Origin of the sequence: Isoptericola chiayiensis (assembly GCF_013149805.1) — a bacterium.
In the GTDB taxonomy this organism is placed as follows: domain Bacteria; phylum Actinomycetota; class Actinomycetes; order Actinomycetales; family Cellulomonadaceae; genus Isoptericola; species Isoptericola chiayiensis.
This window is the reverse complement of sequence record NZ_JABEZT010000009.1, coordinates 138,239-164,998: the sequence shown is the minus strand read 5'-3', so window position 1 is coordinate 164,998 and position 26,760 is coordinate 138,239. Positions and strand designations below refer to the sequence as shown.

The following is a 26,760-nucleotide window of genomic DNA, read 5'->3' as shown; positions in this document are numbered from 1 at the left end:
GTAGGCAACGAGCCACGCCACCGCGACCAGAACAACACCACCCTGGCCAGCCGACCCCGGGTCAGCCACCCGAAGACTCACAGGTAGGCAACTTCCTCGCGAGGTAGGCCACGGTTGCGCGACGTAGGCGACTTCTCGCCGAGGTAGGCGCATTCCTTGCGACATAGGCGACTCCTGCGCGAGATCGCGCCGGACGTGCCATAGCTCGCGGGGAAATCGCCTACCTCGGCGAGTCCTGGTCTACCTCGCGGAGAAGTTGCCTACCTCGGGGAGAAGTTGCCTACCTGGCGGGGGCGGCGGGGACGGTGGGGGTCGGCAGGTAGACCTCTCCCCCGGCGGCACGGAACTCCGCCGCCTTCTCCGCCATGCCGGCCTCGGCGTCGGCGACCCGCTCACGCTGGGCCGCGGCGTCGCCGAACTCGTCGCGGATGTCCTGCGAGATCCGCATCGAGCAGAACTTCGGTCCGCACATGGAGCAGAAGTGCGCCGTCTTGGCGGCCTCCGCCGGCAGCGTCTCGTCGTGGTAGGACTCGGCCAGCTCCGGGTCGAGCGACAGGTTGAACTGGTCGCGCCACCGAAACTCGAACCGCGCCTTGCTCAGCGCATTGTCCCGCGCCGTCGCCCCCGGGTGCCCCTTGGCAACGTCGGCGGCGTGCGCGGCGATCTTGTAGGTGACGACGCCGGTGCGCACGTCGTCCCGGTTCGGCAGCCCCAGGTGCTCCTTGGGCGTGACGTAGCAGAGCATCGCGGTGCCGTACCGGGCGATCTCGGTCGCCCCGATCGCCGAGGTGATGTGGTCGTACCCCGGGGCGATGTCGGTGACCAGCGGCCCCAGCGTGTAGAAGGGCGCGCCGTCGCACAGCTCCTGCTGGCGCTCGACGTTCTCGCGCACCAGGTGCAGCGGGATGTGTCCGGGCCCCTCGACCATGACCTGCACGTCGTGCTCCCAGGCACGCTTGGTGAGCTCGGCGAGGGTGTCGAGCTCGGCGAACTGGGCGGCGTCGTTGGCGTCCGCGATCGACCCCGGCCGCAACCCGTCACCGAGGGAGAACGCGACGTCGTAGGCCGCGAAGATCTCGCACAGCTCGTCGAACCGCGTGTACAGGAAGTTCTCCTGGTGGTGGGCCAGGCACCAGCCGGCCATGATCGAGCCGCCGCGCGAGACGATGCCGGTCACCCGGTTGGCCGTGAGCGGGACGTAGCGCAGCAGCACCCCCGCGTGGACGGTCATGTAGTCGACGCCCTGCTCGCACTGCTCGATGATCGTGTCGCGGTAGATCTCCCAGGTCATCCGGGAGGCGTCGCCGTCGACCTTCTCGAGCGCCTGGTAGATCGGCACGGTGCCGATCGGCACCGGGGCGTTGCGCAGCAGCCACTCGCGGGTGGTGTGGATGTCGTCGCCGGTGGACAGGTCCATGACCGTGTCGGCGCCCCACTTCGTGGCCCACTGCAGCTTCTCGACCTCCTCGGCGATCGAGGAGTGCACGGCGGAGTTGCCGATGTTGGCGTTGACCTTCACGGTGAACGCCTTGCCGATGATCATCGGCTCCGACTCGGGGTGGTTGACGTTGTTCGGGATGATCGCCCGGCCGGCAGCGACCTCGGAGCGCACGAGCTCGACGTCGACCCCCTCACGGACCGCGACGAACCGCATCTCCGGGGTGATCTCGCCACGACGGGCGTAGGCCATCTGGGTGATCGGCTCGCCGGTGGCGCTGCGGCGGGGGCGACGGCGGGCCCCCTGCCACTCGGCGGAGGCGGCTCCACGGCGGGCGGCCCCGCGGCCGTCGTCGGCCAGGGTGCGGTCGCGGCCGTCGTACTCCTCGGTGTCGCCGCGTTCGGCGATCCACGCCTCGCGCAGCGCGGGAATGCCGCGGGTGGGGTCCCCGCCGGGGCCCTCGGTGCGGTAGACCCGCACCGGGGTGTTGGCCGACCCGTCGGGCGAGTCGGCCAGGGTGATCTCGGTGACCGGGACCGTGATCCCGGACTGGGCGTCCCGCTCGACGGCGAGCGCGCGCGACGGTGCGTCGTTGTGCATGTGTGCTCCTACTTCCTACGCCGGCATGACCCGGTCAGGTTCGACGGTCCGGGCGGCGACAGCCCGATCTCAGCCCTTGCCTGGGCTCCCGTGGGATCACCTGCAACGTAGCACGTCAGCGGCCCGCACCGCTGTGGGCATGAACGAGGGCGGGTCAGACGCCGAGACCGCCCACCTGCAGCGGGTTCACGCCCTCGGCCGCCATGACGTACCAGGACGTGGCACCGGTGTGCTGCACCTGGAAGTAGCCGAAACCGAACCCGGAGTCGATCAGGCTGGAGGCCGCCACGACGCCGGAGCGCTCCGGGAGCACCTCGCCACCGACGGTCTGCCCCGCGCCGACGAGCTCCTGGGTCCGCAGCAACTGGCCCAGCAGCGCTCGTGCGCGGCGCGAGTCCCGGGCCCCCTGGCCGCGGTCGGCCAGGGCGCAGGCGAGCTGCGCGGTGCCCTCCAGCCACACGCCGTCCTGGTGCACGGGCAGTCCGTTGTACGACGCCGTGGACTCCAGGCTGGCGCTGGAGAATGTCACGCCGGAGATGGTCACGCCCTCGGGGAGCTGGGAGTTGCCGGTGCCCGCCACGTCCCGGGCGGCGAGGGCGTCGTCGGCCCAGTCGAGGGCACGGCCGTAGCTGTTCTCCCGCATGGCGAGCCACCCCCAGGTCGCGGGGTCGAGCGGGAGCGGCGAACGGTTGATCTCCTCGCCGTCGTTCGTCCCCGTGTAGAAGAACCCGCCGCGACGGTCCCACATCAGGTCGACGAACTCGCGCGCGTGGTCGCGGGCCCGGCGCCAGCGCCGCCCACCGGCGAGGGCCTCGAGCTGGCGGAAGAACGCGATGCAGTCGACGTTGTGCTCCGTCGACCCGTTGGGGATCGGCGTGTTCCCACCGTCGACGCCGAACGAGAAGCCCCCGAGCGTGCGCTCGGACCACGTGTTGTCGAGGATCCACTCGCCGATGCGGACCGCGGCGTCGCGGTAGCGCGCCTCTCCGGTGGCGGCGTAGGTGTGCAGCAGCGCGACGCCGGGCCAGGCCATGTCCCCGACGGCGGCGCCGAGGAATCCGAACTGCCACCCGATGTTGGCGGTGCCGTCGGGCAGCTCGAGACCGTACGGCTGCGGCGAGCCGTCGTAGAACGTGTACGGGCCGGTGTTGTAGCCCTGGCGCAGGCGGCCGTCGTCGTACGCCGGATCGTGCTCCTGGGCGAAGACGAGCCCGTCGGCGAGGGTCGCGGCGCGGTCCACCTGCCCGACGGCGAGGGACGCGCAGATCGTGAGGGCGACGTCGTAGACGAACGCGGTGGAGAACAGGCCGAGCTGGTCGGCGTAGGACTGCGCCATCCGCGGCCCGGCGTTCACCTCGGGGTACGCGGCGGTCATGACGCCGAGGAAGCCGTCGGCACGCCGCACCGAGGACCGCAGGGAACGCTCACCCCCGTGGTGGGGACCGCGGCCGCCGTGCCATCGTTCCTCACCGTGCCCTCGTCCCCCGGCCCACGCCTCGGTTCCCGCGGCGAGGGTCAGCGCGCCGGCGGCACCGGCGACGAGGAGGCTGCGGCGACTGAGCGTGCGGGCATCGAGCGGTGCGACGTCGGCTCGTGCGGTGCGGGCGGGACCGTCCAGGTCGGTCGGGGCGGCGTACGGGCGGGTCGACTGCGGCATGAGCATCTCCTTTGATGTCCGCGCTCGGTGGAAGCGCTACCAAAGCAGAGGATACTCGTGTCACTTGCGGATGTGAAGCACCTCACACCTCGAGGAAGCGGAGCTGTCAGCCGAGCCGCACGACGGCCTGCGTCCGGCCGAGCACCTTGGCGCCGTCGTGGGTGACGGCCAGGTCGATGCGGGCCGTGCGCGCCTCGACGTCGAGGGCGCCCACGGTCGCGGTGACCTCGACGGAGGCCGCGCCCCGGGCGGGGACCGGGACAGGCTTGGTGAAGCGGGTGCCGTAGCGCACGACCGCACCCGGGTCGCCGACCCAGTCGGTCACGACGTCGACGACGGTGCCCATCGTGCACATCCCGTGCGCGATGACGTCCGGCAGGCCGACCTCGCGGGCGAAGCGCTCGTCCCAGTGGATCGGGTTGAAGTCGCCGCTCGCGCCGGCGTAGCGCACCAGGGTGGCGCGGTCGATCTGCACCGTGCGCGTCGCGACGACGTCGCCGACGGTCAGCTCCTCGAGCACGGGGCGCGTCATGCGGACTCCTCCGGGCGCACCACCAGGCTGGAGGTGACGGTGGCGACGTGGTCGTCGGTGTCGGCCTCGCCGTCGGGACCGGCGGCGTAGAGCTCGCACCGGGTGCTGATCATGGAGATCCCGGCTCGCTGGGTCACCGAGTCCACGTGCAGGACGGTGACCAGCTCGTCGCCGGCGACGATCGGCCGGTGATGCGTGAAGCCTTCGTCGGCGTGCACCACGCGGGAGAAGTCGATCCCGGCAGCGGGGTCGGCGACGTACTGCGACTCGGCGCGCTGGGCGATCACCACGGCGAAGGTGGGCGGCGCGACGAGGTCCGGATAGCCGAGACCCCGCGCCGCCACGGTGTCGTGGTGCGCGGGGTGGGAGGCTCCGACGGCGGAGGCGAACTCGCGGATCTTCTCGCGGCCGACGGCGTACGGACCGGTAGCCGGGTACTCACGCCCGGCGTACGCGGGGTCGGGAGTGCTCGCCACGTCGGGTGCTACCGCAGGCTCAGCGGGTCTCGCGGTGCGCGGTGTGCTTGCCGCAGCGGGGGCAGAACTTCGCCATCTCGAGACGGTCCGGGTTGTTCCGGCGGTTCTTCTTCGTGATGTAGTTCCGCTCCTTGCAGTCCACGCAGGCGAGCGTGATCTTCGGGCGGACGTCCGCGCTCTTGGAAGCCATGGTGTGTCACCTCTCGCGCCCCCGGAAGGCGCAACGTGCGTCAAGAATCGGGTCCGACGCCGGCCGCCGAACCCGTGTTCGTCTGTTGGTAGCGAGGGCGGGGCTCGAACCCGCGACCTCACGATTATGAGTCGTGCGCTCTGACCAGCTGAGCTACCCCGCCGCGCGTGACGCAACGCGAGACCGTCCGCCCGGTATTCCCGGGTGGACGACCCCGCGTGTGTCACAGAGCCCCGAAAGGGAATCGAACCCTTGACCTTCTCCTTACCATGGAGATGCTCTACCGACTGAGCTATCGGGGCGCGGGGAAGACTCTACACGGCCTGCGGTGCCGGACGAAATCCGTTCCGCTGGCTGCACCTGACGTCTTCCCCAGGTGCCGGAACCACTCTCACCGGGGTGAGAACCGCTCCGTGCGGTGGCAGGTGAGGGATTCGAACCCCCGAAGTCGATGACGGCTGATTTACAGTCAGCTCCCTTTGGCCGCTCGGGCAACCTGCCGAGCGAGTCCGCGGACGAACTCGCGGAGACAACTGTAGCGGTCTCCGAGCCCTGGGTGCTAATCCGTCCGCCGTGGTGCTGATCACGCCGGACGCCGGCCGGTCACCCCGGGCGCCCGACGCCGGTGCGACGTCGGGACGCGGCCCACCCGGCGGACATATCCTGCGCGGGTGACGTCCACCGCCCCGGACCGCTGGGGCCTCCCGCTCGGACTCGGCGCCTTCCTCCTGTGGGGCGCCATGCCGCTGTTCTTCCCCCTGCTGGAGCCCGCCGGCGCCCTGGAGATCATCGCCCACCGCATCGTGTGGTCGCTCGTCTTCTGCCTGGTGCTGCTCGCCGCGACGCGCTCGCTCGAGGCGTTCGTCGCCGTGCTGCGCAACCCGCGCGCGCTCGGGCTCTTCGCGATCGCCTCGGCGCTGATCATCGTCAACTGGACCACCTACGTCTACGCGGTCCTGACGGGGCACGTGCTGGACGCCGCGCTCGGCTACTTCATCAACCCCCTGCTGACGGTGCTGCTCGGCATCGTGGTGCTGCGCGAACGGCTGCGCCCCGCACAGTGGGTCGCGCTCGGGCTCGGGGCCGCCGCCGTCGTGGTCATCTCGACGGGCGTGGGCGGCCTGCCCTGGATCTCGCTGGTGCTGGCCGGCGCGTTCGGGCTGTACTCCCTGGTCAAGAACCGCGTCGGGCGCGGTGTGGACGCCCTGCCCGGCCTGGCCGCCGAGACCGCGGTCGCCACCCCGTTCGCCCTGGCCTTCCTGGGCTGGCTCGCCGTCACCGGCGCCGGCACGTTCAGCATCCAGGGCACGGGCCACGCCCTGCTGCTCATGGCGTGCGGCGTCGTCACCGGGCTGCCGCTGCTGCTGTTCTCGGCGGCGGCCCGGCGCCTGCCGCTCAGCGTGGTCGGCATGCTGCAGTACCTCACCCCGGTGCTGCAGTTCCTGCTCGGTCTGCTCGTGTTCGACGAGCACATGCCGACCACCCGGTGGGTCGGCTTCGCCCTGGTGTGGGTCGCGCTGGTGGTCCTGACCGTCGACGCCACCCGGGCGTCCCGCGCCGCCCGCCTGGCCGCCGTCGGACGCACTACCGTGGACCCAGCACTCTGATCCCGCCCAGCGCAAGGAGCTTCCCGTGGCCGACTCGTCGTTCGACATCGTCTCCAAGGTGGACCGCCAGGAGGTCGACAACGCCCTCAACCAGGCCGCCAAGGAGATCAACCAGCGCTACGACTTCCGCGGCGTCGGCGCCTCCATCTCCTGGAGCGGCGAGTCGATCCTCATCGTCGCGAACAGCGCCGAGCGCGTGAACGCCGCCCTCGACGTGTTCCAGACCAAGCTCGTCAAGCGCGGCGTCTCGCTCAAGGCGATCGACACCGGCGAGGGCGAGCCGCAGCCGTCCGGCAAGGAGTACCGCCTCGGCGCCTCGCTCAAGGAGGGCCTGTCCGGCGAGAACGCCAAGAAGATCACCAAGCTGATCCGCGACGAGGGACCCAGGGGCGTCAAGACGCAGATCACCGGCGACGAGGTCCGCGTGACCTCCAAGAGCCGCGACGACCTGCAGTCCGTGATCGCCCTGCTCAAGGGCGCCGACCTCGACGTCGCCCTGCAGTTCGTCAACTACCGGTGAGCTCGGTCGCGCGGCCGCCACGCCTGGTCGCGTCCGACCTGGACGGGACCCTCCTGCGTTCGGACGGCACGGTCTCGGACCGCACGCGCTCCGCGCTGCGCGCGGCCGAGGAGGCCGGCATCGAGGTGGTCCTCGTGACGGCGCGTCCGCCCCGCTGGCTGAGCGGCCTGGCCGACTGCGTCGGCACCCACGGCCGCGTGGTCTGCCTCGGCGGGGCAGCCGTGTGGGACCTGGCCTCGGGACAGGCGCTGGAGGTCGACGGGTTCGCCGACGACGCCGTCCGCGGGCTCGCCGCCGACCTGCGCGACGCCGTGCCGGACGTCGCCCTGGCCTTCGAGCGCACCGACGGCCCGGCGTTCGACCCCTGGTTCCCGAAGGACGAGCCCGGTCTGCCCGACCACGTGCGCGCCGTCCCCGTGGAGCTGACGCTGCCCGACGGCGGCACCCCGGCCGGCGGGGCGACGGACGCCGGGCGCAGGGCACCGGTCGGCAAGCTGCTCGCCGTGCGACCGGGCTCGGCCCCCTCGACCCGCGTCGGCGAAGTGCAGCGCGGTGGCGTCGACGACGCCGCCCAGGAGGCCTTCTTCGCGACCGTGCGTGACGTCGCCGGGCAGCGGGCCCACCTGGCGTTCTCCGGCGCGGCGGGCCTGGCCGAGCTGCTCGCCCCGTCGGTGACCAAGGACGTGGCGCTGGCCCGCTGGTGCGACCGGCTCGGGATCGACGCCGCCGACGTCTGGGCGTTCGGCGACATGCCCAACGACCTGCCCATGCTGCGCTGGGCCGGGTGGGGTCTCGCCGTCGCGAACGGTCACCCGGACGTGCTGGGCTGCGCCGACGAGGTCGTGGGCGCCAACGACGACGACGGCGTCGCCGTCGCACTTGAGGCCGTGCTCGCGCAGTCCTGAGTCAGCGGGCCGGCGGTGTGTCCGACGGCGTGGGCGGCGCCTCCGCCACGGCGGGCGTGCCGCCGTCGGGCCGCAGCCGCGACACCTCCTCACGCAGGGCACGGACCTCGGCGACCAGGCCCTCCACGTCGCCGCGGCGGGCCCACAGGTCGTCCGTGGAGTCCCGGCGCTCGGCGCGCTCCTCGTCCGAGCGCTCCTCGACGTTCTGCACGAGCCACGACGACAGCGTCGCCGTCACGACACCCAGCACGGCGATGCCGCCCAGCATCATGCCGACCGCCACGAACCGGCCGGTGACCGTCACCGGGTAGGTGTCGCCGTACCCGACCGTCGCCATCGTCACCAGCGCCCACCAGAACCCGTCGCCCACGTTCTGGATGGTGCTGTCCGGGGCGCCCCGCTCGGCATCGGTGACCGCCAGGGCGCCGGCCAGCACCAACAGCGCCGACCCCGCGGCGGCGTAGAGCACGACCTTGCCGCGCATCGCCGTCGCCCCGGCCCGGTTGAGCCGCTTGATCGCCTTGACCAGGAGCAGCAGCCGCAACGGCCGCAGCAGCGGCACCGCGACGATCGCCAGGTCGAGCAGGTTGTGGCGCACGAACCACCACCGGCGCTCGGACAGCAGCAGACGGGCGGCGTAGTCCACGACGAAGACGAGCCAGGAACCCAGCACCACCCACTGGCACACGCTGTGGACCGTGCTCGGGGCCGTGGGCCACACGATCGGGACGGCGTAGGCGACCAGGAAGACCCCGGCGGCCGCGATCAGCGGCCACTCGGTGCGCCGCTCCCACTCGGCGACGCGAGGGTCCTCGTCCAGGGCCGGGGACAGAGCGCGGGGCGGCGTGGTGTGGTCGGTCATCGCGCCTCAGGGTAGCGAAGACGCGCGCCGGGCCGCCGACGGGGGGACGGTCCGCCGACGGGGGGGGCACGGTCCGCCGGCGGCGGATCAGTACCGGGTGATGCCGCCCGGGCCGAACCCGGTGCCGCCGGCCATCTTCTCCAGCCGGGCGATGCGGTCGTCCATCGGCGGGTGGGTGGAGAACAGCTTGGCCATGCCGCCGCCGCGGAACGGGTTGGCGAGCATCAGGTGGGACACGTTCTCCAGCGACTGCGTCTGCGGCAGCGGGGCCGCCTTGGTGCCCTGCTCGAGCTTGCGCAGCGCCGAGGCCAGCGCCATCGGGTCGCCGGTGAGCTTGGCGCCGTCCTCGTCGGCGTCGTACTCGCGGGTGCGGGAGATGGCCATCTGGATGAGCATCGCCGCGAACGGCGCGAGGATCGCCAGGGCGATCGCGGCCAGCGGGTTGCCGCCCTCGCGGCGGTCGCCGCCGCCGAAGATCAGCAGGAACTGCGCGAGCGACGTGATGACGCCCGCCAACGCGGACGCGACCGAGGAGGTGAGGATGTCGCGGTTGTAGACGTGCATCAGCTCGTGGCCCAGCACGCCGCGCAGCTCGCGCTCGTCGAGGATGCGCAGGATGCCCTCGGTGCAGCACACGGCGGCGTTCTTGGGGTTGCGGCCGGTGGCGAACGCGTTGGGCGCCTGGGTGGGCGAGATGTACAGCCGCGGCATGGGCTGGCGGGCCACCGTGGACAGCTCGCGCACGATCCGGTACATCTCCGGGGCCTCGAGCTCGGTCACCGGGTAGGCGTGCATCGCCTTGATCGCGATCTTGTCGGAGTTCCAGTACCCGACGAACGTCCCGATCAGACCGATGGCCGTGAAGAGGAACAGCATGCCCTGGCTGCCGCGGAAGAACACGGCCCACAGACCGAGCAGCACCGCCCACAGCACACCGAACAGCAGGACGGTCTTCAGACCGTTGAAGTGGCGATGACCCACCGGATGACTCCTTCCTCCACCCGCCGGGCCGGGCGGTCCGGCGGGTTCCACCGAGGCAACGCGCGGGGCTCGACGGCGGTTCCCGCCCTGCGTGCTGCGCGCTGCGGCGGGTGCCGCCCCAGCGCCCCCGAGCTCCCCGAACCCGCGGGGCGTTGGTCTACCTCGCGGGGATCGTCAGGCGCGACCCTTGGCGATGTCGATCATCTCCTCGCGCGGGACGACCTTGACGCGCTCGCGACCGGCGGTCTCGCCGAGACCGAGCTCGTGGGCGTCCAGCAGCGTGAACTCGTCCCAGGTGATGACGTCGACGCCGCGCTCGACGAGGAAGTCGACGATCTGCGCCGGCTCGCCGTGCGGGGCGGTGCGGCCGCCGTCGAGCGACCCGTCGGCCACGTCGCCGCCGTCGCCGACTCCGGTGACGTCCTCGACCAGGTGGCGGATCGTCTCGGAGGCGTCGGACTTGGTGTGCCCGATGAGGCCCACGGGTCCGCGCTTGATCCAGCCGGTGGCGTAGACGCCGGGCAGATGTTCGCCGTCGAGGTCGACGACGCGACCCTCGCGGTTGGAGATGACGCCCTTGAGGTCGTCGAAGGGGATCTCCGGCAGCGGGGAGCCGAAGTAGCCGACGGCGCGGTAGACGGCCTGGACCGGCCAGTCGTGGAACTCGCCGGTGCCCTTGACCGTGCCGTCGCCCTGCAGCGCCGTGCGCTCGGTGCGCAGCCCGACGACCTTGCCGTCCTCGCCGAGCACCTCGGACGGGGCCTGCAGGAAGTGCAGGTGGATGCGCCGCGACGCCGTCTGCTGGGACGGCTCGACCAGGGTCCAGTCCGTGAGGGTCTTGACGACCTGCTTGGTCTGGTTCGTGGCCTCGATGGCGGCCATCGAGCCCTCGTCGAAGTCGAAGTCCTCCGGGTAGACGACGATGTCGACGTCCGGCACGTGGCCGAGCTCGCGCAGCTCCAGCGGCGAGAACTTCACCTGGGCCGGGCCGCGGCGCGCGAAGACGTGCACGTCGGTGACCGGCGAGGCCTCGAGACCCGCCTGGACGTTGGCCGGGATCTCCGTGGACATCAGGTCCTTGGGGTGCTTGGCCAGGATGCGTGAGACGTCCAGGGCCACGTTGCCGGCGCCGAGGACGGCGACGTGCTGGGCCTCCAGCGGCCAGGTGCGCGGCACGTCGGGGTGCCCGTCGAACCAGGAGACGAAGTCGGCGGCGCCGTAGGACCCGTCGAGGTCGATGCCGGGGATCGGCAGCTCGGCGTCCTTGATGGCGCCGGTGGAGAAGACGACGGCGTCGTAGTACTGCCGCAGGTCCTCCAGCTTGAGGTCCACGCCGTAGTTGACGTTGGCCAGCAGACGCACGTCACCCCGGGACAGCACCTTGTGCAGGGCACCGATGATGCCCTTGATCCGCGGGTGGTCGGGGGCGACGCCGTAGCGCACGAGGCCGAAGGGGGCCGGCAGCCGCTCGAAGAGGTCGATGCTGACGTCGAGGTCGGTCTTGGACAGGATGTCCGCGGCGTAGATGCCCGCGGGGCCTGCGCCGACGATCGCGACGCGCAGAGGTCGGGTGCTGCTCACTGCGAGGTACGCCTTCCGGATCGGGGCTTGCGTGGAGTTCGATTCTAGGAGGTCTCGCCTCCGTCGAGGTGAGGTTTACCTCACTCCCAGCGTCTCAACGAAACCCCAGGATGCCATATCCGTCTCGGGAAGTGAACGTCATGTCTCACATCATGACATCGTCGTCGGCGGATCGTCCGTCGGGGTCGGCACCGAGGTCGGCCAGAGCCCGCCCGACGTCGTCCCCCACCATCCCCGCGCTGGCCCGCAGGGGCCGATAGGCAGGGACGAACACCACCGCCGCGAGACCGTCGTGCGCCCACACGGCCGGAACCTCCCGGCCACCGAACGCAGCAGTGTTGCTCGTGACGCCGTCACGGGTGCGCTGCACCACCCAGCGGGGCGCGGTGTCCCGCCGGCCCCACACCTCCAGCCCCGTCGGCGTCACCACGACAGCGACCGCGCTGCCGCCCGCCGACGACCAGCCACGGGCCGACGACCCCTGGTGCCGGGCGATCGCGGGCATCTCCGCGGTCGTCACGCCGGGGACGACTACTGCTCCCGGGCGGTGGCGCGCAGCGTTGCGGGCACAGGCGACGACGCGTCGGTGCGCACCCCGCAGGACGGCGACCACGACAACGACCGCGACGAGCAGCGCGACCCCCAGCGTCGTCGCCTCGGCGACGCCACCGGTCAGGTCGAGCAGCAGGCTCAGCATCAGGAGCGCGGCCACAGCCACGAGAGCTGCCGTGGCCCCGTTCTTCGGAATCCGTCCCGCCACTGTTCCTCCTCGTGGGCGTCGACGACCGTCGAGGACGCCCGGTGGCGCACGCTACCGCGCTCCCCGATCGGCTCCGGACCTGCCCGGGAGCAGCACGGCACCTGGGCCCGACGTTGGGCCCACGGGCCCTGTCCGGGCGCGGGCGCGGCTGCCAGCATGGGCGCGCTCGATCCACCGACCGTTGAGGACCTCCATGCGCCCACTTCGTCTCGCCACCGCCTGGCTGCTCGGCGCCGCCGCCTACGCCGCCGTCGGCTTCGTCCTCCTGCTCGCTGCCGTGCTCGTCACCGTGGCGGCCTCGGGGTCGCTGCTGGACCCCGACGCGGGCTCGACGGCGTTCGGCGGGACGATGGTCGCCGTCGTCGCCTTGCTGGTGCTGACGCCCGTGGCGGCCGGGGCCGTCGCCGGCCTGACCGCGTGCGGGGTGTACCGGTGGCACACCGGCATGGCGTGGTGGAAGTGGTCCGTGGTCGCCCTCGGCGGACCCACGCTGCTGTGGCTCGTCCTGGCCGGCATCGCCCAGGCGACCACGGGGATCGCCGCGCAGCTCCAGGTCAACGGCCAGAGCTACGCCTCCCCCGCGCTCGGCGTCCTGCTGGTGGTGCTCGCGGTGGTGACGCCCGCCGCGACCGGTGTCCTCGTCGGCCGGGTCAAGAACCGGCGCGCCGCCACCCTGCAGGAGGCGGTGTGGCCCGGTGCCGCGCCGTCCTCCGCCACGCGGCACGACGACGGCACCGAGGTCTTCGCGGCCCCGTCCGGCGACGCACGGGTCAACACCATGACCGGCGCCGTCCCGCGGGTGACCCGGGGCGGACGCGACACCGTCGCCGCCGTCGGTGCTGCCGTCGTCGTCGCGTTCCTGGTCGCCACCGCCGCGGTGGCCGCGGCCCCCACCGTCTTCGCCCCGGCCGTGGCCGACGGCTACGAACGCGTCGCTGCGGGCACCGTCAGCGTCGACGTCCCCGAGGGCCTCACCGAGACCGGCACCCTCTCGCCGACGTGGACGTACTCCTGGTCGTCCCCCGAGGACGCCGAGTCGCTGCAGCAGATCGCGGTGAGCGGCTCCCCGCAGGACGGGTTCACAGAGCTCTACGTCACCGACATGACCGGCAACGTCCCGACCTTCGAGGTGCTGGAGCAGAGCGCCGACCGGGTCACCTTCGAGTACACCGGAGCCGACGGCGCCGCCTACCACGGCGTGCTGCGGGTGACGGACCGGTTCGCCGTGCTGGGCACCGCCAGCACCGACGTGCCGCTGGACGGCCTCGAGGTCTCGGTCGACTCGGCGCGCTGACGCCACCGGGGGCGGTCGAGGGTCCGGGCGGCCAGAACACGACCGGACCGAGCGGCCGCAGCCTCAGGAAGCCAGGCCCCGCAACGCGATCACCGGGGCCAGGACCGCCATGGCCGCGAACCCCCACACCAGGCGAGGCATCCCGACGACGTCGGCACGATCGAGGCGCACCAGGTCCGGGCGGCCCTCCGGCTGCACCACCTCGACCGTCTGCCCCACCACGTACTGCCCGGGCGGGATCCGCTCCTGCCGGACGCCGTGCGGGCACTGGTGGGTCGCCACCGTCACCGTCTCGGTCGCCCGGGCGAAGTGGTTGTGCCGCACCGCCCAGGGCGTGGCCTCGATACCGATCACCACCGCGGTGCCCCGCACACCGTTCGCGTAGGCCCGCTGCCGGCGCCACATCACCACCACGTACACCGCGCACCCGGCCGAGAGCAGCAGGGCCACGACCACCGTCAGCGCGCCGAAGGCCGCCGTGTCGGTCACGTCAGTCATCGGACGACCCATGTGTCGCCCGGACCGTGCGCAGGACCCGGTACTGCAGGGCGTCCTCCAGCTCACCCTCGGACGTCTGCGCGGAGAGCCCGACCCGGAGCGAACCGGCCTCGTCGCGGCCGCTGATCGAGACGAACGTCGAGTCCTCGGTCTCCTCGCGGACGACATCGCCCGAGATCGCGACGGCGAACGGCCAGGTCCCCCACTCCACGACGTGCCGCTCGAGGTTGTGGGCACCACTGGCGCCGAGCTGGGTGAACGTGGCGTCGGAGGCGAGGATCACGTCACCGTCACTGACGTCCTTGGTCGCAACGGTGATCCCGACGATGCTCAGCTCGTCATCCGGGTCGTAGACCTGGAGCTGGACGAACTCCTCGCTCTCCGTGCGGTCCACGACCCAGTCCGGCGGGAGCTGGAACTCGACGCCGTCGGACGCATAGCTCTCCGCCCCGTCGATCGAGTCCGATGAGGTGACGGTCCACGTCTCGCCGCCGTACTCCGCGGCGAGATCGGCCTCGAGCTCGGCCGGCTCCCCGCTGTCTCCCCCGGCCGTACACCCGGCGAGCACCATGGCCAGCACGACCATCGAGCCCGAGAGGTGCCGCCGCATCCCCGGAACGACTCCCACATCTCCTCCTCGTCCTCCGTGCCCGACTCCGCGCACGGTGCCTCCTCGTCCTACGGGCGACCGGAGGAGTTGCGCGTCAGACGACGGGCCAGCAGACCCGCCCCGGTGACGAGCACGCCGAACACGCCGAAGAACCAAGCGCCTCGGTCCTGGTCGACTTCTGCGTCGGCGGCGTAGCCGAACTCGGTCATGCCTGGCCCGCTGCAGGTCACGGACCTCTGCATTCCCTCGACGGCGTTCAGCCGGACCCACTGCGCGCCGTCGTCGTCGAGCTGCACCGCCGCCCCCGGCTCCTGCGGAGCTCCATCCATCGGAAGGGAGCTGTCCCGGGTCTCACAGGAGACCTCACCGAGTTCGATGTCGCCCGGAGTCGCCCACAGCACGACCGTGGCGTCCGGCTCGTTGACGACCAGTGAGTCGCCAGCGGCGACGGTGGACCTGAGCCCGAACGATGAGTCGTCATCACCAGCGGACCACAGTCCGAACGCCATGACGAGACTCACGAGCACCGCGGCCGGGCCACCGATCAACGCGAGGTAGCCGAAACCCTTCAGCGATGCCCGGCGGCGTTCACGCGAGTACGGACCGCCGCTCACTGCACGGTCACCGACTCGAGCACCTGGTGGACGGCGTCCGCGTCATAGGTGGCGTCAGGACCGTAGACGAGCACGAAGGCCTGCTCACCCGCCTCGTTCACCACACCGAGCGACTCGAACCGGATCTGCTCGCCGTCCTCGCTGCCGAGCGGGATCGTCACGAAGTAGGTCGAGTAGGCGGCGTCGGCGGCACCGGGCCAGGTGAGCTGTTCGGACGACCCGTCCACGGCACCCATCGACCGCTCCGCCGAGAGCAGGCTGTTCTCGGTCTGCGTGAGCATGTCACCCTGAGCCTCCGGAGAGACGACGACGGTGACACCGTTGGTGTTCTCGCCCTCGGCCGGCGTGCCGTCGGTGAAGGCCCACGCCTCCGCACCCTCCTCCGAGGACGGCGGCTCGGCCTCCGCCCACCCGGCAGGGAGGGCGATCGAGACCGGACCCGTCTCGTGGACCTGCCAGTCACCGGGCGCGTCGGCCGGGGCGATCGCCTCGGAACCGTAGGACGCCGCCTCGTCGCCGGTGCCGCCGCTGCAAGCGGCGAGAGTGGCGCCAGCAGCCAGTGCCGTGACGACCCCCATGAGGAGGAGACGGTGCATCATCAGAGTTTCCTTGTCGCGTCGAGGTGATGCCGGCGGACGTTCTCGCCGGACTGTACGGGATCAGGCCGCGCAGCCGTTGCGCTCGACCGGCTCTCGGCCGTTCCAGTAGCGGCAACCGTCGTCGCACGGAAGCTCGAGACGTTGTCCCCGCCGATGCCCGTGATCGCTCCCATCTCGAGATCGACCGGCACCGCAAAGTCCGTGCTCGAGCCGGACGTGCAACCCTGCTCGTAGATGTCACCCGTTCCCAGGTCGCCGTTGTCGTCGCGGTCGGCCCACGGACCCCTCGTCGAACGTCGCGCGGCCTCGACGGAGCACCGCGCGGTCCGCTCCTCACCGATCCGACGGCGGAAGCACAGTGTCCGTGGACCTACTCCGGGCCCAACCCCGAGCCCCACGGCGCGACGCTCACAGGCCCCGGACGCGTCCCGAGACCGGATCCTCGACCGGCACGTCGACGAACTCGAACGACGTGCCGTCCCGCGTGGTGACACCGACGTCGACGGTCCCACCGGCTTCGAGCCCGTCGACGTCGAATCCGGCGAAGAAGCCGGCAGGGCCGCCGCGCAGGCGCCGCTCGGCCTCGTCCTCCCGTGCGGGCGCCAGTTCGACGCCGTCGAGGACGAGAACCAAGTGCGCCGACGGGATCGTCACGACCCCGTCGCCCGCGCCGTCGGCCGGGTAGACCGCGTAGTCGACGGTGGCGGTGCTCGACGTCGCCTGCACGCTCGGTGCGGTGACGCGCATCCCGGAAGCCAGCAAGGCGTCGTGACCCGACGGCACGGTCGAACCGTCCTCGACCTGGACGACCGGCGCCGTCGGTGCCGACGATGGCGCCGTCGCCCCGTCGTCGGTGGGACCGGGTGCCTGCGATCGCTGCGACCAGAGGAACAGCACCGCCAGAACGCCGACGATCCCGAGCACGGCGTACACGCCGAGCTTCGTCCCCGACCGGGCCGGCAGCTCTCGGACTCCTGAGTGCTGCTGCGTCATCGCGAGCCGGTCACCGCCCGCCATCTCGGCTGGGCCGCCTCAGCGCCGACCGGCAGACGTCGGGTCGTGACCGGAGCGGTCATGGCGCCTCTCCACGACCCGCACGCCGGGTGCGCATCAGCCCGACCGCGAGCGCCAGCGCCACGGCGATCAGGACCTGGACCAGGGTGGACAGCCACTGATCCGGTATCGCCACCCCATAGGACGCGAAGTAGGCCCAGGTCACCAGGCCGGAGCCGACCGGGACCGGCGCGCCGACCGCGAGCCACCGCCACCACGGGGTCTCGGCGCCGACCGGCGTCCACAGCCCTACGGCGAGTCCGCACAGCACGGCAGCCGCGATCCAAGGCAGCCAGCTCCAGTCGATCATGGCCTGATCACCCGACGACGAGCGCAGCCCGACCAGGACCAGTCCGGCACCGTACTCCCCCACGAGGAACCCGACCAGCGCGCAGATCCACCCGATCAGCAGGGCTCGCGCGGTTCCGCCGCGCGTGGCGGGCGTCGTGGCGGTCATTCGCCGACCACCACGATGCTCTCCTCGATCGTGGCGACCAGATCCGGGTCCAGGTCGGCCCCGGTCAGCTGGGCGAGGATCACGTGCTCGTCACCGTCGTCGGCGACGCCCCACAGGACACCCTGGTACTCCTGGCCGTCCTCGCCGTCGTAGGTGAAGTCGACGCGCTTGAACTCGCGCCGGCCCTCCTCCTCGTCCGCGCCTTCGCCGTCATCGGCGACGATGTCGAAGCCTGGGAACCCACCGACCTGAGCCGTAGCGACCACGGAGTTGGTCGCCACAAGAGCGTCCGTGTCCCCGAACTCCGGTGCCAGCAGGAGCTGGGTCGTCGCGGCCGCCCCCTCGGCGTCCTGGTAGGAGTCCGTCCACCGTTCGGTCACCTCGCCGGTGTGGACCCAGCCCTCGGGCACGTCGACCTGCATCCATCCGGTCTCCACACGGTGGAAACCGTCGGCCGGTTCGGCAGCCTCGTCCGCGGAACAGCCGACGACGGCGCCTGCGAGCAGGGCGACGCCGACGGCACCCGTCGTTCGCAGAGGGAGTGTCATCTCGTTGTTCCTTCCGCACGCTCGCCTACCGCGTCGACATGATGACAGGCACAAGTGGCACGGTGAGGTTCTGGTCTCAGTCGACGACGGGGATGTCCGTCAGACGGAAGGGCATGGCCCCGGCGTTGTGGTTGAGCTGGACGGTGATGGTCTCGGCGTCCTCGAATCCGGGATAGACCGCCGTGAACGTGACCGTCTCGCCGCCGTCGACCCGGCGCAGCGTGTCGAGCTCGCCCAGAGGGTTCCAGACCTCGATGTCCCCGTCCTCACGGATCTTGTAGTCGTACGGGTAGACGGCAGACGTGCCGGAGAGGACCGTGAGACCCAGCATGTTCTTCGGAACGGACACGTCGTCACCGCGGTAGGACCAGTAGCCGGCCAAGTTCCCCGGTCCGAAACCGGACTCGACCTCGTCGTCCTCGGCCGTCACCTGCAGATCCACCACCACGGAATCACCCACACGCCGCGCCTCCGGCACGCTGTAGCGCCACGGACGGGTCCCGTCGACCACCACACCCTCGGCACCGGTCCCGACCGGGCCGTCCTCGAACGAGGGGAGCTCACCCTCAGCCGCCACCTCGGACGTCGTCGTCACCTCGGAGACCAGCCTGATCGCCACCCGTCGGTTCAGCTGGCGGTTCTCGTCCGTCGTGTTGGCCACCAGCGGCTCGCTCTCTCCCCGTCCGGACGTCTCCAGCGGATAGTCCGATGTGTCGAGCCGCTCGCTCAAGGCATCGGCAACCGCGTCGGCGCGGCGCTGGGACAGCTTCTGGTTCGACGCCTCGCCGCCTACGTCATCCGTATGGCCCACGACGGACACCGTGCCCGGGGCCCGCTCTTCGATGCGCCGCGCCGAGGCGTCGATCGCGGCCTGCGCATCCGAGCGCAGTTCCGCCGACGACGAGTCGAACAGCACGTCGCCGCCCAGGTTGACCGTGACCTCCTCGGTGGACTCCAGCACCCTGACCGCTCCGTCCAGCTCGGCCGTGAACGACTCCAGGGGCAGAACTGGGGCTTCGGCGACCTCGGACGGATCCGTCGCCTCGACGGGCTCCGCGGAGACGTCCTCGGCGCTCGTCAGGGCCGGCCCAGGTATCTCACCGTCGGCCAGGGGCACCTCAGCCAGGTACTCCCCGGGGAGCAGCACGCCCAGCGAGTCCGCCGGCCCGTCCGGCGCCGTGTACACCCGTTGGACTCGCATGCCCGTGGGGTCCAGGGATCCCAGTCGTTCCCCGGTACCGACGGGATCACCTTGAGCGTCCAGCCCTGGCAGGAAGACCTGCTTCTTCTCCAGGTCGACCAATCGGATCCCACCGCCCTCGACGGGAGCGTCCACCACCTCACCGCGGAAGATCCTCCCCAGAGTGACGTCTTCCGTCGCGTCGGTCGCCAGGTCCAGTGTCAGGACGATGTGTTCGCCGGACCGGACCAGCGGGAACACCTCCGCCGTCACCTCGGCTCCGCCCACGACGAGGTCCACGGTCTCGGCAGGCGCCGACAGGTCGGTCGCCGGAGCCGTGGACACGTCGGCCCGCGGCGTCGGCCCGACGGTCTCGTCCGGGGAGTCGTCGCAGGCCGCGGTCGACGCGGCCAGAAGCACAGCCACGAGTGCACCCGAGGACATCCTGAGGCTGCGCGACCGAGGGTTCGTCGCCATGTCAGTGCACCTTTCGCTGACGTCGCTCTCGCCTGAGGTCTTCCGGCCGAAGGAACGTGCTGTTCTCACTCTTGAGACCATGTCACCGGCACGTCCTCGATCAGCGGCAGGTCCGGGATCTGGAGCGACACCGACTCGGGCCGACCCTGGAGAGGAGCGACGAGGCACGTCAGGTAGTAGGGAGTGCCGGACAAAGTCTTCGGCTTGTACGAGCAGGTCGAGTAGTAGGAGTCGCCGGCGTCCTCGAACGCCTCGTACCGCTCATCGGCTTCCGGATCGATGACGGCCACGCCGTAGAGACTCCCGGCACGATCGGTCAGCGCGAGCGTGTCGAGCGATGCGGAGTCACCCTTTGACCGCACCGAGAACTCGACCTCGGTCGACGCCACACCAGGGCGGATCCCGCGGACCTTCACGGTGACCGGTCGCTTCCCCCCACCGACCGTCTCCAGCTCGCCCTCGACGGAAGCTACCGACATCCCCTCCTCGTCGTCGGCCATCACGCTCGCCTCCAGGTCCGCCACCAGCTCCGCAGGGTCCACGGGTTCCGGGTCGGCCTCGGCACCGGTCGTCGCGGACTCGGAGACACCCGCGTCAGGACCTGGCGCGGTGTCAGCGTCGCCGTTCGTGCAGGCAGCCAGCATGCCGATACTCAGGCCGGCGACGACGACCGCGCTCTCTCGGGCGTTCACCGTTCCTCCTGCTCGACGGTGAACTCGACGGTCACTCGCCGGTTCTCCTGTTGACCCTCGTCCGTCGCGTTGGTGGCGACGGGATCGTCCTCACCCCGCCCGACGACTCTGAACGTCACCCCGTCACCGCTCGCGGGCTGCAGTGCATCGCGCACGGCTCGTGCACGCTGCTCGGAAAGAACCTGGTTGTCACTGGTGGACCCGTCCGAGTCCGTGTGCCCGGTGATGACGACGTCCCCGGTACCGCGCTCGGCGATGTCCGCAGCCACCCGATCCATCTCCTGCACCGCGGACCTCGAGAGCTCGAAGGAACTCTTGTCGAAGAGCACGTCGGCGTCCAGGGTCACGACGACGTCCTCGACGGACTCCTCGACCTCGACCGTGCCGTCCGCGTCACCCACGTGGCGTGTCAGGTCGAGGATCGACACGCCAGGATCGACCTCGGCGAGGTCCGACGGTACCGGCACCGTCGGCCAGCCCTCGCCCAGCAGCGGCGCGGGCTCGTCGACGACAGGTTCGAGAGCTCCGTCCTCGACCGGGACGTCGGACACCACGCTCCCTCGGGGCATCATGACGTCGACGCTGGTCACCCCCTCGGGCATCTCGGGGAGCATCGCCCACGCCACCACCAGTCGTCCCGGGGCCGCGTCGATCTCTCGCGCCTCCACAGCCACCGCCTCCCCGTCCGCGGAGAACGGACGGTACGCCTGGAGGCCGTCGGGATCGACCACGCTCACCGAGGCGACGGTTCGCGGCCCGTAGTGCTCCGGGTCCCACTCGTCGCGCGAGTACACGGGCGTCTTCCCCGCCCCGACGCCCTCCGTAGGCTCGCCGAGGGAGTAGTACAGCATCGTGCCGCCGTCGACCCGCCGGACCCCGTGCACGACGCCGTGCACCACCGGGTCCTCGGCGCGGCCGAAGTACGGGTAGGAGAAGTCCCCGAGCATCGGAACGCCACCCGCGCCACCAGTGCCACCTTCGGAAGGTCCCTGACCGGCGACCGAACCGAGCCCGGACAGAGCCAGGACGAGCGCCATCACCGTCGCCATGTCCTTCATCGTGCGTCGCCCAACTCCCGATCCCGGTATCTCTCGCTGCTTCTCCGCCGACGTGCCGCCGCGATCACGCCCCGTCAGCCAGGAAGCGCACGACGATCACCGGTACCGCCAGGGCCATCGCGGCCATGCCCAGCACCCGCCACGCCGCCGGCTCCAGGTCCGGACGGTCCAGGCGGACGTCGTGAGGACGTCCGGCGGGTTGCACCACCGGCACCTCCTGACCCACGACGTACTGTCCCGCGGGAACCTTCTGCGGGGTCGCACCGGCAGGCATCGCCTGGGTCGCCACGGTGACCATCTCGGTGGGGCGCTCGACGAGCGAGTAGCGATTCATCACCGGTGTGGGCTCGACGCGCACGACGACACCGGAACCGCGCACACCCGACGAGAACACCCGTCGTCGACGCCAGTGCAGGATCGCGACGATGAGGAACGTCAGCGCGAAGGCGAGTCCGACCACGACCACGAGCCCCTGAAAGAAGCCGCTGCCGGCGAGATCGATCATCATCGTTGCCCGCTCACCACCGCATGCCCGCCTCGTCGCGGATGCGCATCGAGACCCGCTCCGGTTGACCGGCCTCGACGAGCATGGCCCCCAGGGCGCCGAAAGCCACCCACTCGACGAGGCCCACCCCCATCGCTGCAGCCTCCGGAGGCGCCGCGCCGGTCACCGAGGCCCCGACCAGTGCGAGGACGACTCCGCCGACGGCCGACAGGGCAGCACCCGCCGCGACGCTCGGGAGAGGGTCGGTCCGCCGCTCGGAACCGTAGCGGGACCGGTAGCCCCGGGCCACGAGAACTCCGACGAGCACGAGGCGCACCGCAGTCAGCACGTGACCGAAACCCACCTGGACGATCTCGGGCCATGCGGCCAGCCAGCCGCTGATCAACGGAAGGAGCACCCAGTACGCCAGGACGTAGGTGACCGCGTCCAGGAGGACGAAGACCCCGACGGACCGCCAGGAGAACTGCCCCGTCACGACGCGGGCTCCACCGTCTGCAGCACCTGGTACTGCAGGGACTCTTCGAGACCGCCCTCGGCAGTCTGCGCCGAGACGCTCACCATGACCGACTCCGCCTCGTCCCGCGCGCTGATCGAGACGAACGTCGAGCCGGCACCGTCGTCGCGCTCGACCACACCGGTGATCGCCTGCGCGTAAGGCCAGGGCGTCCACTCGACAGGATGGCGCTCGAGCTCGGTCGCACCGGCCGCTCCGAGCTGCGTCCAGGTCACGTCCGCCTGGACGTCCACCGCCTCGTCGCTCGCGTCCGGACTGACCGTGATCGCGACCGGGTTCAACTCGTCGGCCGGGTCGTAGACCATGATCCGGACGACTCCTTCGTCCTCGGCACGATCCGTGACCCAGCCCTCGGGCACCTGGACCGTTATTCCGTCCTCCGTGTAAGGGCTCGCCCCGTCGATCGCGGTCGCCGGTGCGACGGACCACGCCGCTCCGGTGTCCTCCGCCGTCGGCGCCCGACCGTCGGCGGCATCATCCGGTTGGCCTGCGCCGCAGCTGCCGATCACCAACGTCGACGCGACGACGAGCCCCACGCCGATCCATCCTCGCTTCATCAGCTGCACGCCTCCCAGTCGTTCCATCCATGGTCTCCGAGGTACCAGGCGTCCACGGAGTCCTGCGAGCTCGTTCCCGACTCCACTCCGACGCCGACGCCTCCCACCGCCGGGGCCTTGACCCCCAACGCGCCGGAGAGCAGGTTGCTGCTGCTGACATCCAGCGTCTGGGCGGTGACCTCGCCCGAGTCTGCGGCGACGTCGAAGAGGCTCGACATCGCGTCAGCCATCCGCGACGGTGACCCCCCACCGTAGACACCGAGATCCGCCAGCGCAGAGGTCAGCTGGTCACGATTCGCGTCCGTCACGGGAAGGCTGGCGCGCACGCGAACTCCTCGGCCGCCGGAGTCCTGCAACGGAGTGTCGAGCAGGCCCGTCAGGTCGTAGGCGCCGTCCGCAGTCGCTGCGCCGGCCACGCTCAGGCCGGCGAGCTGCCCGTTCTCGTCGACCGTCACCTCGGCGACGAACTCCGTTCCGGCACCCCCCTCGGCCAGGGTCTTCAACCCGAGATCGGATGCGGCCTTCGCATCGAGCTTGATCTTCGAGTAGACCGTGTGGTTACCCGACTCCAGATCCTGCCGGTAGCCCAGCGCGCTCGAGAACTCCGCGCTCGCGTTGGCGCCGGCGACGATGGCCTGTGCCCCGGCGCTACCCGAGATCACGGGCCCGCCTTCCGCATAGAAGCCGGTCGGGGCGGGTGGGTCGTAGTCGTAGCCGGTGATCTTGTCGACCGCCCAGTTCGCGATCTCGACACCGAGGCCCAGGGCTGGTCCAGCGGCGGCCTTGGCCGACTCCTTCGCGAAGGTGCGATAGGCCCACTCCTCGAAGTCCGCGGCGTCCTCCGCGGAGTCGAACGTGTACTCGAGGCCGCCCCCGAGACGTTGAGCGGCGCTGACCGACGCGGAGAGGTCGGCCCCGCCGCCGTAGTCCCCGATCCGGAGCTTTGCCTGGAGCTCACCGGCGGTGAGGCTGGCACCCGCCTGGCCCGACAGTGAAAGGGTCGTCTTGAAGGTGCCGTCGCTCAGCTCCTCCGTCTGCATCCCCACCCCGGAACCGACGTCGACGAAGGACACGGAGAGCGAGTACTTGACGTTCACGGTGTCGCTCGCCAGGACGCACGGCTCGGTCGGCTCGTCGTCGGCCTCGACGGCGGCCGGCGAGCCGCAGCTCGCCCCGACGGCCTCGCAGATCCTCCCGGCGATCGCCTGGCCCACCGGGCTGATCGCCACCAGGAGAGCGACCACGACCGCGACGACCACCACGATCACGCCGGCGTGCTCGACCGCCGCCGCGCCTCGCTCCCCGCGCAGCAGATCGGTACGGTGCCGAGTTCGACGCATCATCATCGTGTCAGGACCACTTCGCTCTCGTACGGATCGACATCCGGCCGCACGAACGGCGGGGGTGTCCACGGGGTGGGCTCGTCGGAGGGTTCGGGCTCGGGCTCCTCACCGTCGGACGGCGAGGGCGACGGGGTCGGAGTGGGCGTGGGCGCCGGTGGGGGCGTGGGCGCCGCCTCCGGCCAGGTCTGGCATCCCCACGGGAGGCGGTACCCGATCTGCACGCCCGACAGGCACAGACCTCCGGTCAGCTCGATCCGGGCCGTCGCCTCGGCGGGAACTCGAGTCGACGTCTCGGGGACGGTGGAGCGATTGCGGACGGAGACCGACACCTCGAGCCGCTCGGTGTCGACGGAGAACTCGCGGAGCTCGGCGCCGTTGCGTTCCGCGAACTCGGACGCCTTCGCCCGCATGGCACCCGCATCGACGGTGGCGGAGACCGGAGTGCCCGCCAGTGCCCAGAAGCTCACGTGCTCGGAGCTACCGGCCCGCCAGGTAAAGGTGTCCTCCAGCTCCCGGTCCCAGGTCTCGGCCGCAGCGAGCGCGGCGGCGTCGGCGGCCGTCGTCGACTCCCGGCGCTCCCCGGTGACACCGCCGAGGACCACGATGACCAGGACGGCGGCGGCGAGCAGGCCGACCACCATCGGGATCACCGCGACGTGGATCGAGCCGCGCTCGTCGGCGCACCGGCGGGCGGACATCGACTCCCCACGGTGGGTCACGAGTCGCTCACCGGGACGTCCGTCAGCCGGAACCTGTTGGTCGCCTCGATCGTCACCGCGTCCTGGCCGGTGTCCGGCCACACGCCGGTGACCAGGATGACGCCGTCGTCCGGAAGCGGGAAGTCGATGAGCTCCTCGGCCAGGAGGCGGCGCGACGAGATGGACAGCGGAGCGTCCTGGGGGACCTCGTAGTCCAGGGGGAAGATGCGCTCCTCGCCGGTGAGCAGCGCGACCTCGTGGAGGCCGCCCAGCTGGTTGGAGGCCGCGAAGCCGCGCTTGGCCGCGAACCCGGAGTACGTGTCGCCCCCGAACACTCCGGCGACGACCTCCGGACCCGACAGCTGAGCGAGCCGCAGCGAGCCGACGATCCCCTCGTCCGTCCGCACCATCTCGGCGACCTCGACCCGGAACTCCTGACCCGGCGTGTCGGTCTCGAAGGTGACAGGCTCACCGCCCGCACTCTCGGGCACCTCGGCGGCCGGCAGCCCGTCCGAGGTGTCCTGCTCGCCCCCGGAGGCCGGCTGCTCGGCAGTGACCACGATCTCGACCCGGCGATTGGCGGCCCGCGCCTCGGGGCTCGTCCCGACCACGACCGGCTCGGTCTCGCCCCGCCCCTCGCTGGTGACGTCGAAGTCGCCGCTCAGGCCGGACCGCAGCTGCTCCGCAACGGCCGTGGCGCGCCGCTCGGAGAGCTTCTGGTTGAAGGCGTCGGTGTCGACGTCGTCGGTGTGCCCCACCACGCTGATCTCCCCGGCACCGGCCGTGTCCTGGATCTGCGTGACGACGTCCGCCACGGCCCTCTTCGCCTCGCCGTCGAGCCGGTGCTCGCTCGGGTCGAAGAGCACGTCGGAGGTCAGGGTCACCGTGACGACGTCCCCCTCCTCCGAGGTCGAGGCGACGTCGTCGAACGATACGGAGAACGACCGGAGCGCGTACGACGGCGGGTCGACCGGCTCGCCGACCTCGGCGAGCGTCGCGTCCACGTCGGGTCCGGCGTCCACCACCGGCACGTCGCGGAACATGCCGAGGCGGGGAAGCAGGACGTCGACCGTGTCGCCCGCAGGAGCGGCGTGCACCGACACGGCCGAGACGGGCGTGCCGGCGTCCAGCGGGAGCAGCCCCGCGGTCGCCGTGAACGAGGAGCTCGCGGAGACCCCGACGGGGAGCACCGTTCCCTCGTCGACCAGGCGGACCCCGGAGGCCCCGCCCGCACTGCCATCTGCGCGGATGTCGGCGCCGGGCAGCGTCAGGCCGAGCGGCGGCGCCGCGGAGACGAGCTCGGGGTCGGCCTCCGGGTCGACAGCCACCTCGACCGGCACGACGGCGAGATCGCCCGTGCTCTCGACCGGTCCGATGCTGACCTGGACCGGGACCCCGTAGTACTCGCGTGCCCCGGCCACCGCCTCGGCCGCTGTTTCACTCGGCGACGGACTGCTCGCGCTCTCCCCCGCCGAGGGCGCCACGGGCGCGCTGGGAGAGGGCTCGGTGTCCGGCGACCCGTCGGTGCAGGCGGCGAGCGCCATCACGACCGAGAGCGCGACGGCTCCCTTGACCAGATTGTTCCCACCCACGACTCGCTCGCTCCTCATCGACACCGACGGACAAGACGGCGGGGGAGGTCGTCTCCCCCGCCGCACGGTAGCCTGCCCGGGATCAGCCGCCGACGGAGAAACTGTTCACGGCCTCGCTGATCTTGCCTGCGATGGCACTGCCGATCGGGGTGGCAAAAGTGACGATCGCAGCGATGATCGCGACGACAACCACGATGATGCCCGCGTACTCGATGGAGCCCTGGCCGCGCTCGTCCTGGGCGCGCTCGAAGGCCCCCGCGATGAACCCGGTGAGCGCGACCTGCGTCGCGAGGACCTTGTTCGAGAACTTCTCCACGATTCCTCCTCCGACGGCCGCCGGCCGCCTTTCGTTGCGCCACCGC

Annotated in this window: 30 protein-coding genes, 3 tRNA genes and 1 riboswitch; of the genes, 4 read left to right on the top strand and 29 right to left on the bottom strand. The window is 71.3% G+C overall.

Annotated elements, in window-relative coordinates; all coding sequences use genetic code 11:
- Positions 1-280: 280 nt before the first annotated feature.
- From thiC to HDG68_RS15055, 8 genes are all read right to left on the bottom strand, one after another.
- Positions 281-2,038, bottom strand: coding sequence for a phosphomethylpyrimidine synthase ThiC (thiC, locus tag HDG68_RS15090; RefSeq protein WP_172153459.1), 1,758 nt, complete (start codon positions 2,036-2,038; stop codon positions 281-283).
- A riboswitch (TPP riboswitch) is annotated at positions 2,034-2,138 on the bottom strand. It overlaps the preceding gene by 5 nt.
- A 54-nt stretch (positions 2,139-2,192) precedes the next feature.
- A complete protein-coding gene (locus HDG68_RS15085; protein ID WP_246254050.1) occupies positions 2,193-3,695 on the bottom strand; it encodes a Tat pathway signal sequence domain protein in 1,503 nt (500 codons plus the stop codon).
- 106 nt (positions 3,696-3,801) lie between these two features.
- Entirely contained in the window at positions 3,802-4,227 is a 426-nt protein-coding gene (locus HDG68_RS15080) for a MaoC family dehydratase (protein WP_172153458.1), read from the bottom strand.
- Complete coding sequence (locus tag HDG68_RS15075; RefSeq protein WP_172153457.1) at positions 4,224-4,703, bottom strand: FAS1-like dehydratase domain-containing protein; 480 nt, start codon at positions 4,701-4,703, stop codon at positions 4,224-4,226. Before HDG68_RS15075 ends, HDG68_RS15080 begins: the two co-directional genes overlap by 4 nt.
- A gap of 19 nt (positions 4,704-4,722) precedes the next feature.
- Entirely contained in the window at positions 4,723-4,893 is a 171-nt protein-coding gene (rpmG, locus tag HDG68_RS15070; protein WP_106267369.1) for a 50S ribosomal protein L33, read from the bottom strand.
- Between the two features lie 86 nt (positions 4,894-4,979).
- Positions 4,980-5,056 (bottom strand) — tRNA-Met (locus HDG68_RS15065).
- A 66-nt stretch (positions 5,057-5,122) separates the two neighbouring features.
- Positions 5,123-5,195, bottom strand: a tRNA-Thr gene (locus HDG68_RS15060).
- A 117-nt stretch (positions 5,196-5,312) separates the two neighbouring features.
- A tRNA-Tyr gene (locus tag HDG68_RS15055) sits at positions 5,313-5,394 on the bottom strand.
- 170 nt (positions 5,395-5,564) lie between these two features.
- Between HDG68_RS15055 and rarD the strand changes: the two genes are divergently transcribed.
- The 3 genes from rarD to HDG68_RS15040 are packed head-to-tail and all read left to right on the top strand — an operon-like array spanning position 5,565 to position 7,925.
- Positions 5,565-6,500, top strand: a complete 936-nt coding sequence (gene rarD / locus HDG68_RS15050; RefSeq protein ID WP_172153456.1) for an EamA family transporter RarD — start codon at positions 5,565-5,567, stop codon at positions 6,498-6,500.
- A 25-nt stretch (positions 6,501-6,525) separates the two neighbouring features.
- On the top strand, positions 6,526-7,020 hold the full coding sequence (locus HDG68_RS15045; protein ID WP_172153455.1) for a YajQ family cyclic di-GMP-binding protein: 495 nt from the start codon (positions 6,526-6,528) through the stop codon (positions 7,018-7,020).
- On the top strand, positions 7,017-7,925 hold the full coding sequence (locus HDG68_RS15040) for an HAD hydrolase family protein (RefSeq protein ID WP_172153454.1): 909 nt from the start codon (positions 7,017-7,019) through the stop codon (positions 7,923-7,925). Before HDG68_RS15045 ends, HDG68_RS15040 begins: the two co-directional genes overlap by 4 nt.
- A gap of 1 nt (position 7,926) precedes the next feature.
- On the opposite strand, the gene HDG68_RS15035 is transcribed toward HDG68_RS15040, so the two are convergent.
- The 4 genes from HDG68_RS15035 to HDG68_RS15020 form a co-directional block, all read right to left on the bottom strand.
- Positions 7,927-8,787, bottom strand: a complete 861-nt coding sequence (locus tag HDG68_RS15035) for a potassium channel family protein (RefSeq protein WP_172153453.1) — start codon at positions 8,785-8,787, stop codon at positions 7,927-7,929.
- A gap of 87 nt (positions 8,788-8,874) precedes the next feature.
- Positions 8,875-9,768 carry a zinc metalloprotease HtpX gene (gene htpX, locus HDG68_RS15030; protein WP_172153452.1) on the bottom strand — a complete coding sequence of 298 codons (894 nt, stop codon included), beginning with the start codon at positions 9,766-9,768 and terminating at the stop codon, positions 8,875-8,877.
- A gap of 174 nt (positions 9,769-9,942) precedes the next feature.
- Positions 9,943-11,349, bottom strand: coding sequence for an FAD-dependent oxidoreductase (locus HDG68_RS15025; RefSeq protein WP_172153451.1), 1,407 nt, complete (start codon positions 11,347-11,349; stop codon positions 9,943-9,945).
- A gap of 145 nt (positions 11,350-11,494) precedes the next feature.
- Positions 11,495-12,109 (bottom strand): hypothetical protein, encoded by a 615-nt coding sequence (locus tag HDG68_RS15020; protein ID WP_172153450.1) that lies wholly within the window; start codon positions 12,107-12,109, stop codon positions 11,495-11,497.
- 193 nt (positions 12,110-12,302) lie between these two features.
- Here HDG68_RS15020 and HDG68_RS15015 point away from each other — a divergent pair, with 193 nt between their 5' ends.
- Positions 12,303-13,403 carry a hypothetical protein gene (locus HDG68_RS15015; RefSeq protein ID WP_172153449.1) on the top strand — a complete coding sequence of 367 codons (1,101 nt, stop codon included), beginning with the start codon at positions 12,303-12,305 and terminating at the stop codon, positions 13,401-13,403.
- A 63-nt stretch (positions 13,404-13,466) separates the two neighbouring features.
- Here HDG68_RS15015 and HDG68_RS15010 read toward each other — a convergent pair whose 3' ends face one another.
- From HDG68_RS15010 to HDG68_RS14930, 17 genes are all read right to left on the bottom strand, one after another.
- Positions 13,467-13,901 carry a DUF3592 domain-containing protein gene (locus tag HDG68_RS15010; protein ID WP_172153448.1) on the bottom strand — a complete coding sequence of 145 codons (435 nt, stop codon included), beginning with the start codon at positions 13,899-13,901 and terminating at the stop codon, positions 13,467-13,469.
- Positions 13,894-14,529 carry a hypothetical protein gene (locus HDG68_RS15005; RefSeq protein ID WP_172153447.1) on the bottom strand — a complete coding sequence of 212 codons (636 nt, stop codon included), beginning with the start codon at positions 14,527-14,529 and terminating at the stop codon, positions 13,894-13,896. Before HDG68_RS15005 ends, HDG68_RS15010 begins: the two co-directional genes overlap by 8 nt.
- Positions 14,530-14,579: 50 nt before the next feature.
- On the bottom strand, positions 14,580-15,125 hold the full coding sequence (locus HDG68_RS15000) for a zinc-binding metallopeptidase family protein (protein WP_172153446.1): 546 nt from the start codon (positions 15,123-15,125) through the stop codon (positions 14,580-14,582).
- A complete protein-coding gene (locus tag HDG68_RS14995; RefSeq protein ID WP_172153445.1) occupies positions 15,122-15,724 on the bottom strand; it encodes a hypothetical protein in 603 nt (200 codons plus the stop codon). Before HDG68_RS14995 ends, HDG68_RS15000 begins: the two co-directional genes overlap by 4 nt.
- 408 nt (positions 15,725-16,132) lie before the next feature.
- Complete coding sequence (locus tag HDG68_RS14990) at positions 16,133-16,717, bottom strand: hypothetical protein (RefSeq protein WP_172153444.1); 585 nt, start codon at positions 16,715-16,717, stop codon at positions 16,133-16,135.
- Positions 16,718-16,796: 79 nt separating this feature from the next.
- Positions 16,797-17,234 carry a hypothetical protein gene (locus HDG68_RS14985; RefSeq protein WP_172153443.1) on the bottom strand — a complete coding sequence of 146 codons (438 nt, stop codon included), beginning with the start codon at positions 17,232-17,234 and terminating at the stop codon, positions 16,797-16,799.
- On the bottom strand, positions 17,231-17,782 hold the full coding sequence (locus HDG68_RS14980) for a hypothetical protein (RefSeq protein WP_172153442.1): 552 nt from the start codon (positions 17,780-17,782) through the stop codon (positions 17,231-17,233). Before HDG68_RS14980 ends, HDG68_RS14985 begins: the two co-directional genes overlap by 4 nt.
- Positions 17,783-17,858: 76 nt before the next feature.
- Entirely contained in the window at positions 17,859-19,388 is a 1,530-nt protein-coding gene (locus tag HDG68_RS14975; RefSeq protein ID WP_172153441.1) for an OmpA family protein, read from the bottom strand.
- Between the two features lie 116 nt (positions 19,389-19,504).
- Positions 19,505-19,939 carry a hypothetical protein gene (locus HDG68_RS14970; protein WP_172153440.1) on the bottom strand — a complete coding sequence of 145 codons (435 nt, stop codon included), beginning with the start codon at positions 19,937-19,939 and terminating at the stop codon, positions 19,505-19,507.
- Between the two features lie 188 nt (positions 19,940-20,127).
- Positions 20,128-21,180, bottom strand: coding sequence for an OmpA family protein (locus HDG68_RS14965; protein ID WP_172153439.1), 1,053 nt, complete (start codon positions 21,178-21,180; stop codon positions 20,128-20,130).
- Between the two features lie 73 nt (positions 21,181-21,253).
- Entirely contained in the window at positions 21,254-21,697 is a 444-nt protein-coding gene (locus HDG68_RS14960) for a hypothetical protein (protein WP_172153438.1), read from the bottom strand.
- A gap of 10 nt (positions 21,698-21,707) precedes the next feature.
- Positions 21,708-22,169 carry a hypothetical protein gene (locus tag HDG68_RS14955; protein WP_172153437.1) on the bottom strand — a complete coding sequence of 154 codons (462 nt, stop codon included), beginning with the start codon at positions 22,167-22,169 and terminating at the stop codon, positions 21,708-21,710.
- Positions 22,166-22,792, bottom strand: coding sequence for a hypothetical protein (locus HDG68_RS14950; protein WP_172153436.1), 627 nt, complete (start codon positions 22,790-22,792; stop codon positions 22,166-22,168). Before HDG68_RS14950 ends, HDG68_RS14955 begins: the two co-directional genes overlap by 4 nt.
- The gene (locus tag HDG68_RS14945) at positions 22,765-24,177 is read right to left on the bottom strand and encodes a hypothetical protein (protein ID WP_172153254.1); all 1,413 of its coding nucleotides are present in this window, start codon (positions 24,175-24,177) and stop codon (positions 22,765-22,767) included. The genes HDG68_RS14950 and HDG68_RS14945 overlap by 28 nt, the downstream gene beginning before the upstream one ends.
- Positions 24,108-24,827 (bottom strand): pilus assembly protein TadG-related protein, encoded by a 720-nt coding sequence (locus tag HDG68_RS14940; protein ID WP_172153435.1) that lies wholly within the window; start codon positions 24,825-24,827, stop codon positions 24,108-24,110. Before HDG68_RS14940 ends, HDG68_RS14945 begins: the two co-directional genes overlap by 70 nt.
- A complete protein-coding gene (locus HDG68_RS14935; protein WP_172153434.1) occupies positions 24,824-26,398 on the bottom strand; it encodes an OmpA family protein in 1,575 nt (524 codons plus the stop codon). Before HDG68_RS14935 ends, HDG68_RS14940 begins: the two co-directional genes overlap by 4 nt.
- A gap of 82 nt (positions 26,399-26,480) precedes the next feature.
- Complete coding sequence (locus tag HDG68_RS14930) at positions 26,481-26,714, bottom strand: hypothetical protein (protein WP_216648496.1); 234 nt, start codon at positions 26,712-26,714, stop codon at positions 26,481-26,483.
- Positions 26,715-26,760 lie beyond the last annotated feature (46 nt).

Bases quoted from the DNA above. Each gene is read 5' to 3' on its own strand.
- HDG68_RS14950 (WP_172153436.1), bottom strand. From the start codon at position 22,792: ATGGAACGACTGGGAGGCGTGCAGCTGATGAAGCGAGGATGGATCGGC.
- HDG68_RS14965 (WP_172153439.1), bottom strand. From the start codon at position 21,180: ATGGCGACGGTGATGGCGCTCGTCCTGGCTCTGTCCGGGCTCGGTTCG.
- rpmG (WP_106267369.1), bottom strand. From the start codon at position 4,893: ATGGCTTCCAAGAGCGCGGACGTCCGCCCGAAGATCACGCTCGCCTGC.
- HDG68_RS14980 (WP_172153442.1), bottom strand. From the start codon at position 17,782: ATGACACTCCCTCTGCGAACGACGGGTGCCGTCGGCGTCGCCCTGCTC.
- HDG68_RS14970 (WP_172153440.1), bottom strand. From the start codon at position 19,939: ATGGCCGACGACGAGGAGGGGATGTCGGTAGCTTCCGTCGAGGGCGAG.
- HDG68_RS14995 (WP_172153445.1), bottom strand. From the start codon at position 15,724: ATGATGCACCGTCTCCTCCTCATGGGGGTCGTCACGGCACTGGCTGCT.
- HDG68_RS14990 (WP_172153444.1), bottom strand. From the start codon at position 16,717: ATGACGCAGCAGCACTCAGGAGTCCGAGAGCTGCCGGCCCGGTCGGGG.
- HDG68_RS15015 (WP_172153449.1), top strand. From the start codon at position 12,303: ATGCGCCCACTTCGTCTCGCCACCGCCTGGCTGCTCGGCGCCGCCGCC.
- HDG68_RS15085 (WP_246254050.1), bottom strand. From the start codon at position 3,695: ATGCCGCAGTCGACCCGCCCGTACGCCGCCCCGACCGACCTGGACGGT.
- HDG68_RS15080 (WP_172153458.1), bottom strand. From the start codon at position 4,227: ATGACGCGCCCCGTGCTCGAGGAGCTGACCGTCGGCGACGTCGTCGCG.
- HDG68_RS15010 (WP_172153448.1), bottom strand. From the start codon at position 13,901: ATGACTGACGTGACCGACACGGCGGCCTTCGGCGCGCTGACGGTGGTC.
- HDG68_RS14985 (WP_172153443.1), bottom strand. From the start codon at position 17,234: ATGACCGCCACGACGCCCGCCACGCGCGGCGGAACCGCGCGAGCCCTG.
- thiC (WP_172153459.1), bottom strand. From the start codon at position 2,038: ATGCACAACGACGCACCGTCGCGCGCGCTCGCCGTCGAGCGGGACGCC.
- HDG68_RS14960 (WP_172153438.1), bottom strand. From the start codon at position 21,697: ATGATGATCGATCTCGCCGGCAGCGGCTTCTTTCAGGGGCTCGTGGTC.
- HDG68_RS15035 (WP_172153453.1), bottom strand. From the start codon at position 8,787: ATGACCGACCACACCACGCCGCCCCGCGCTCTGTCCCCGGCCCTGGAC.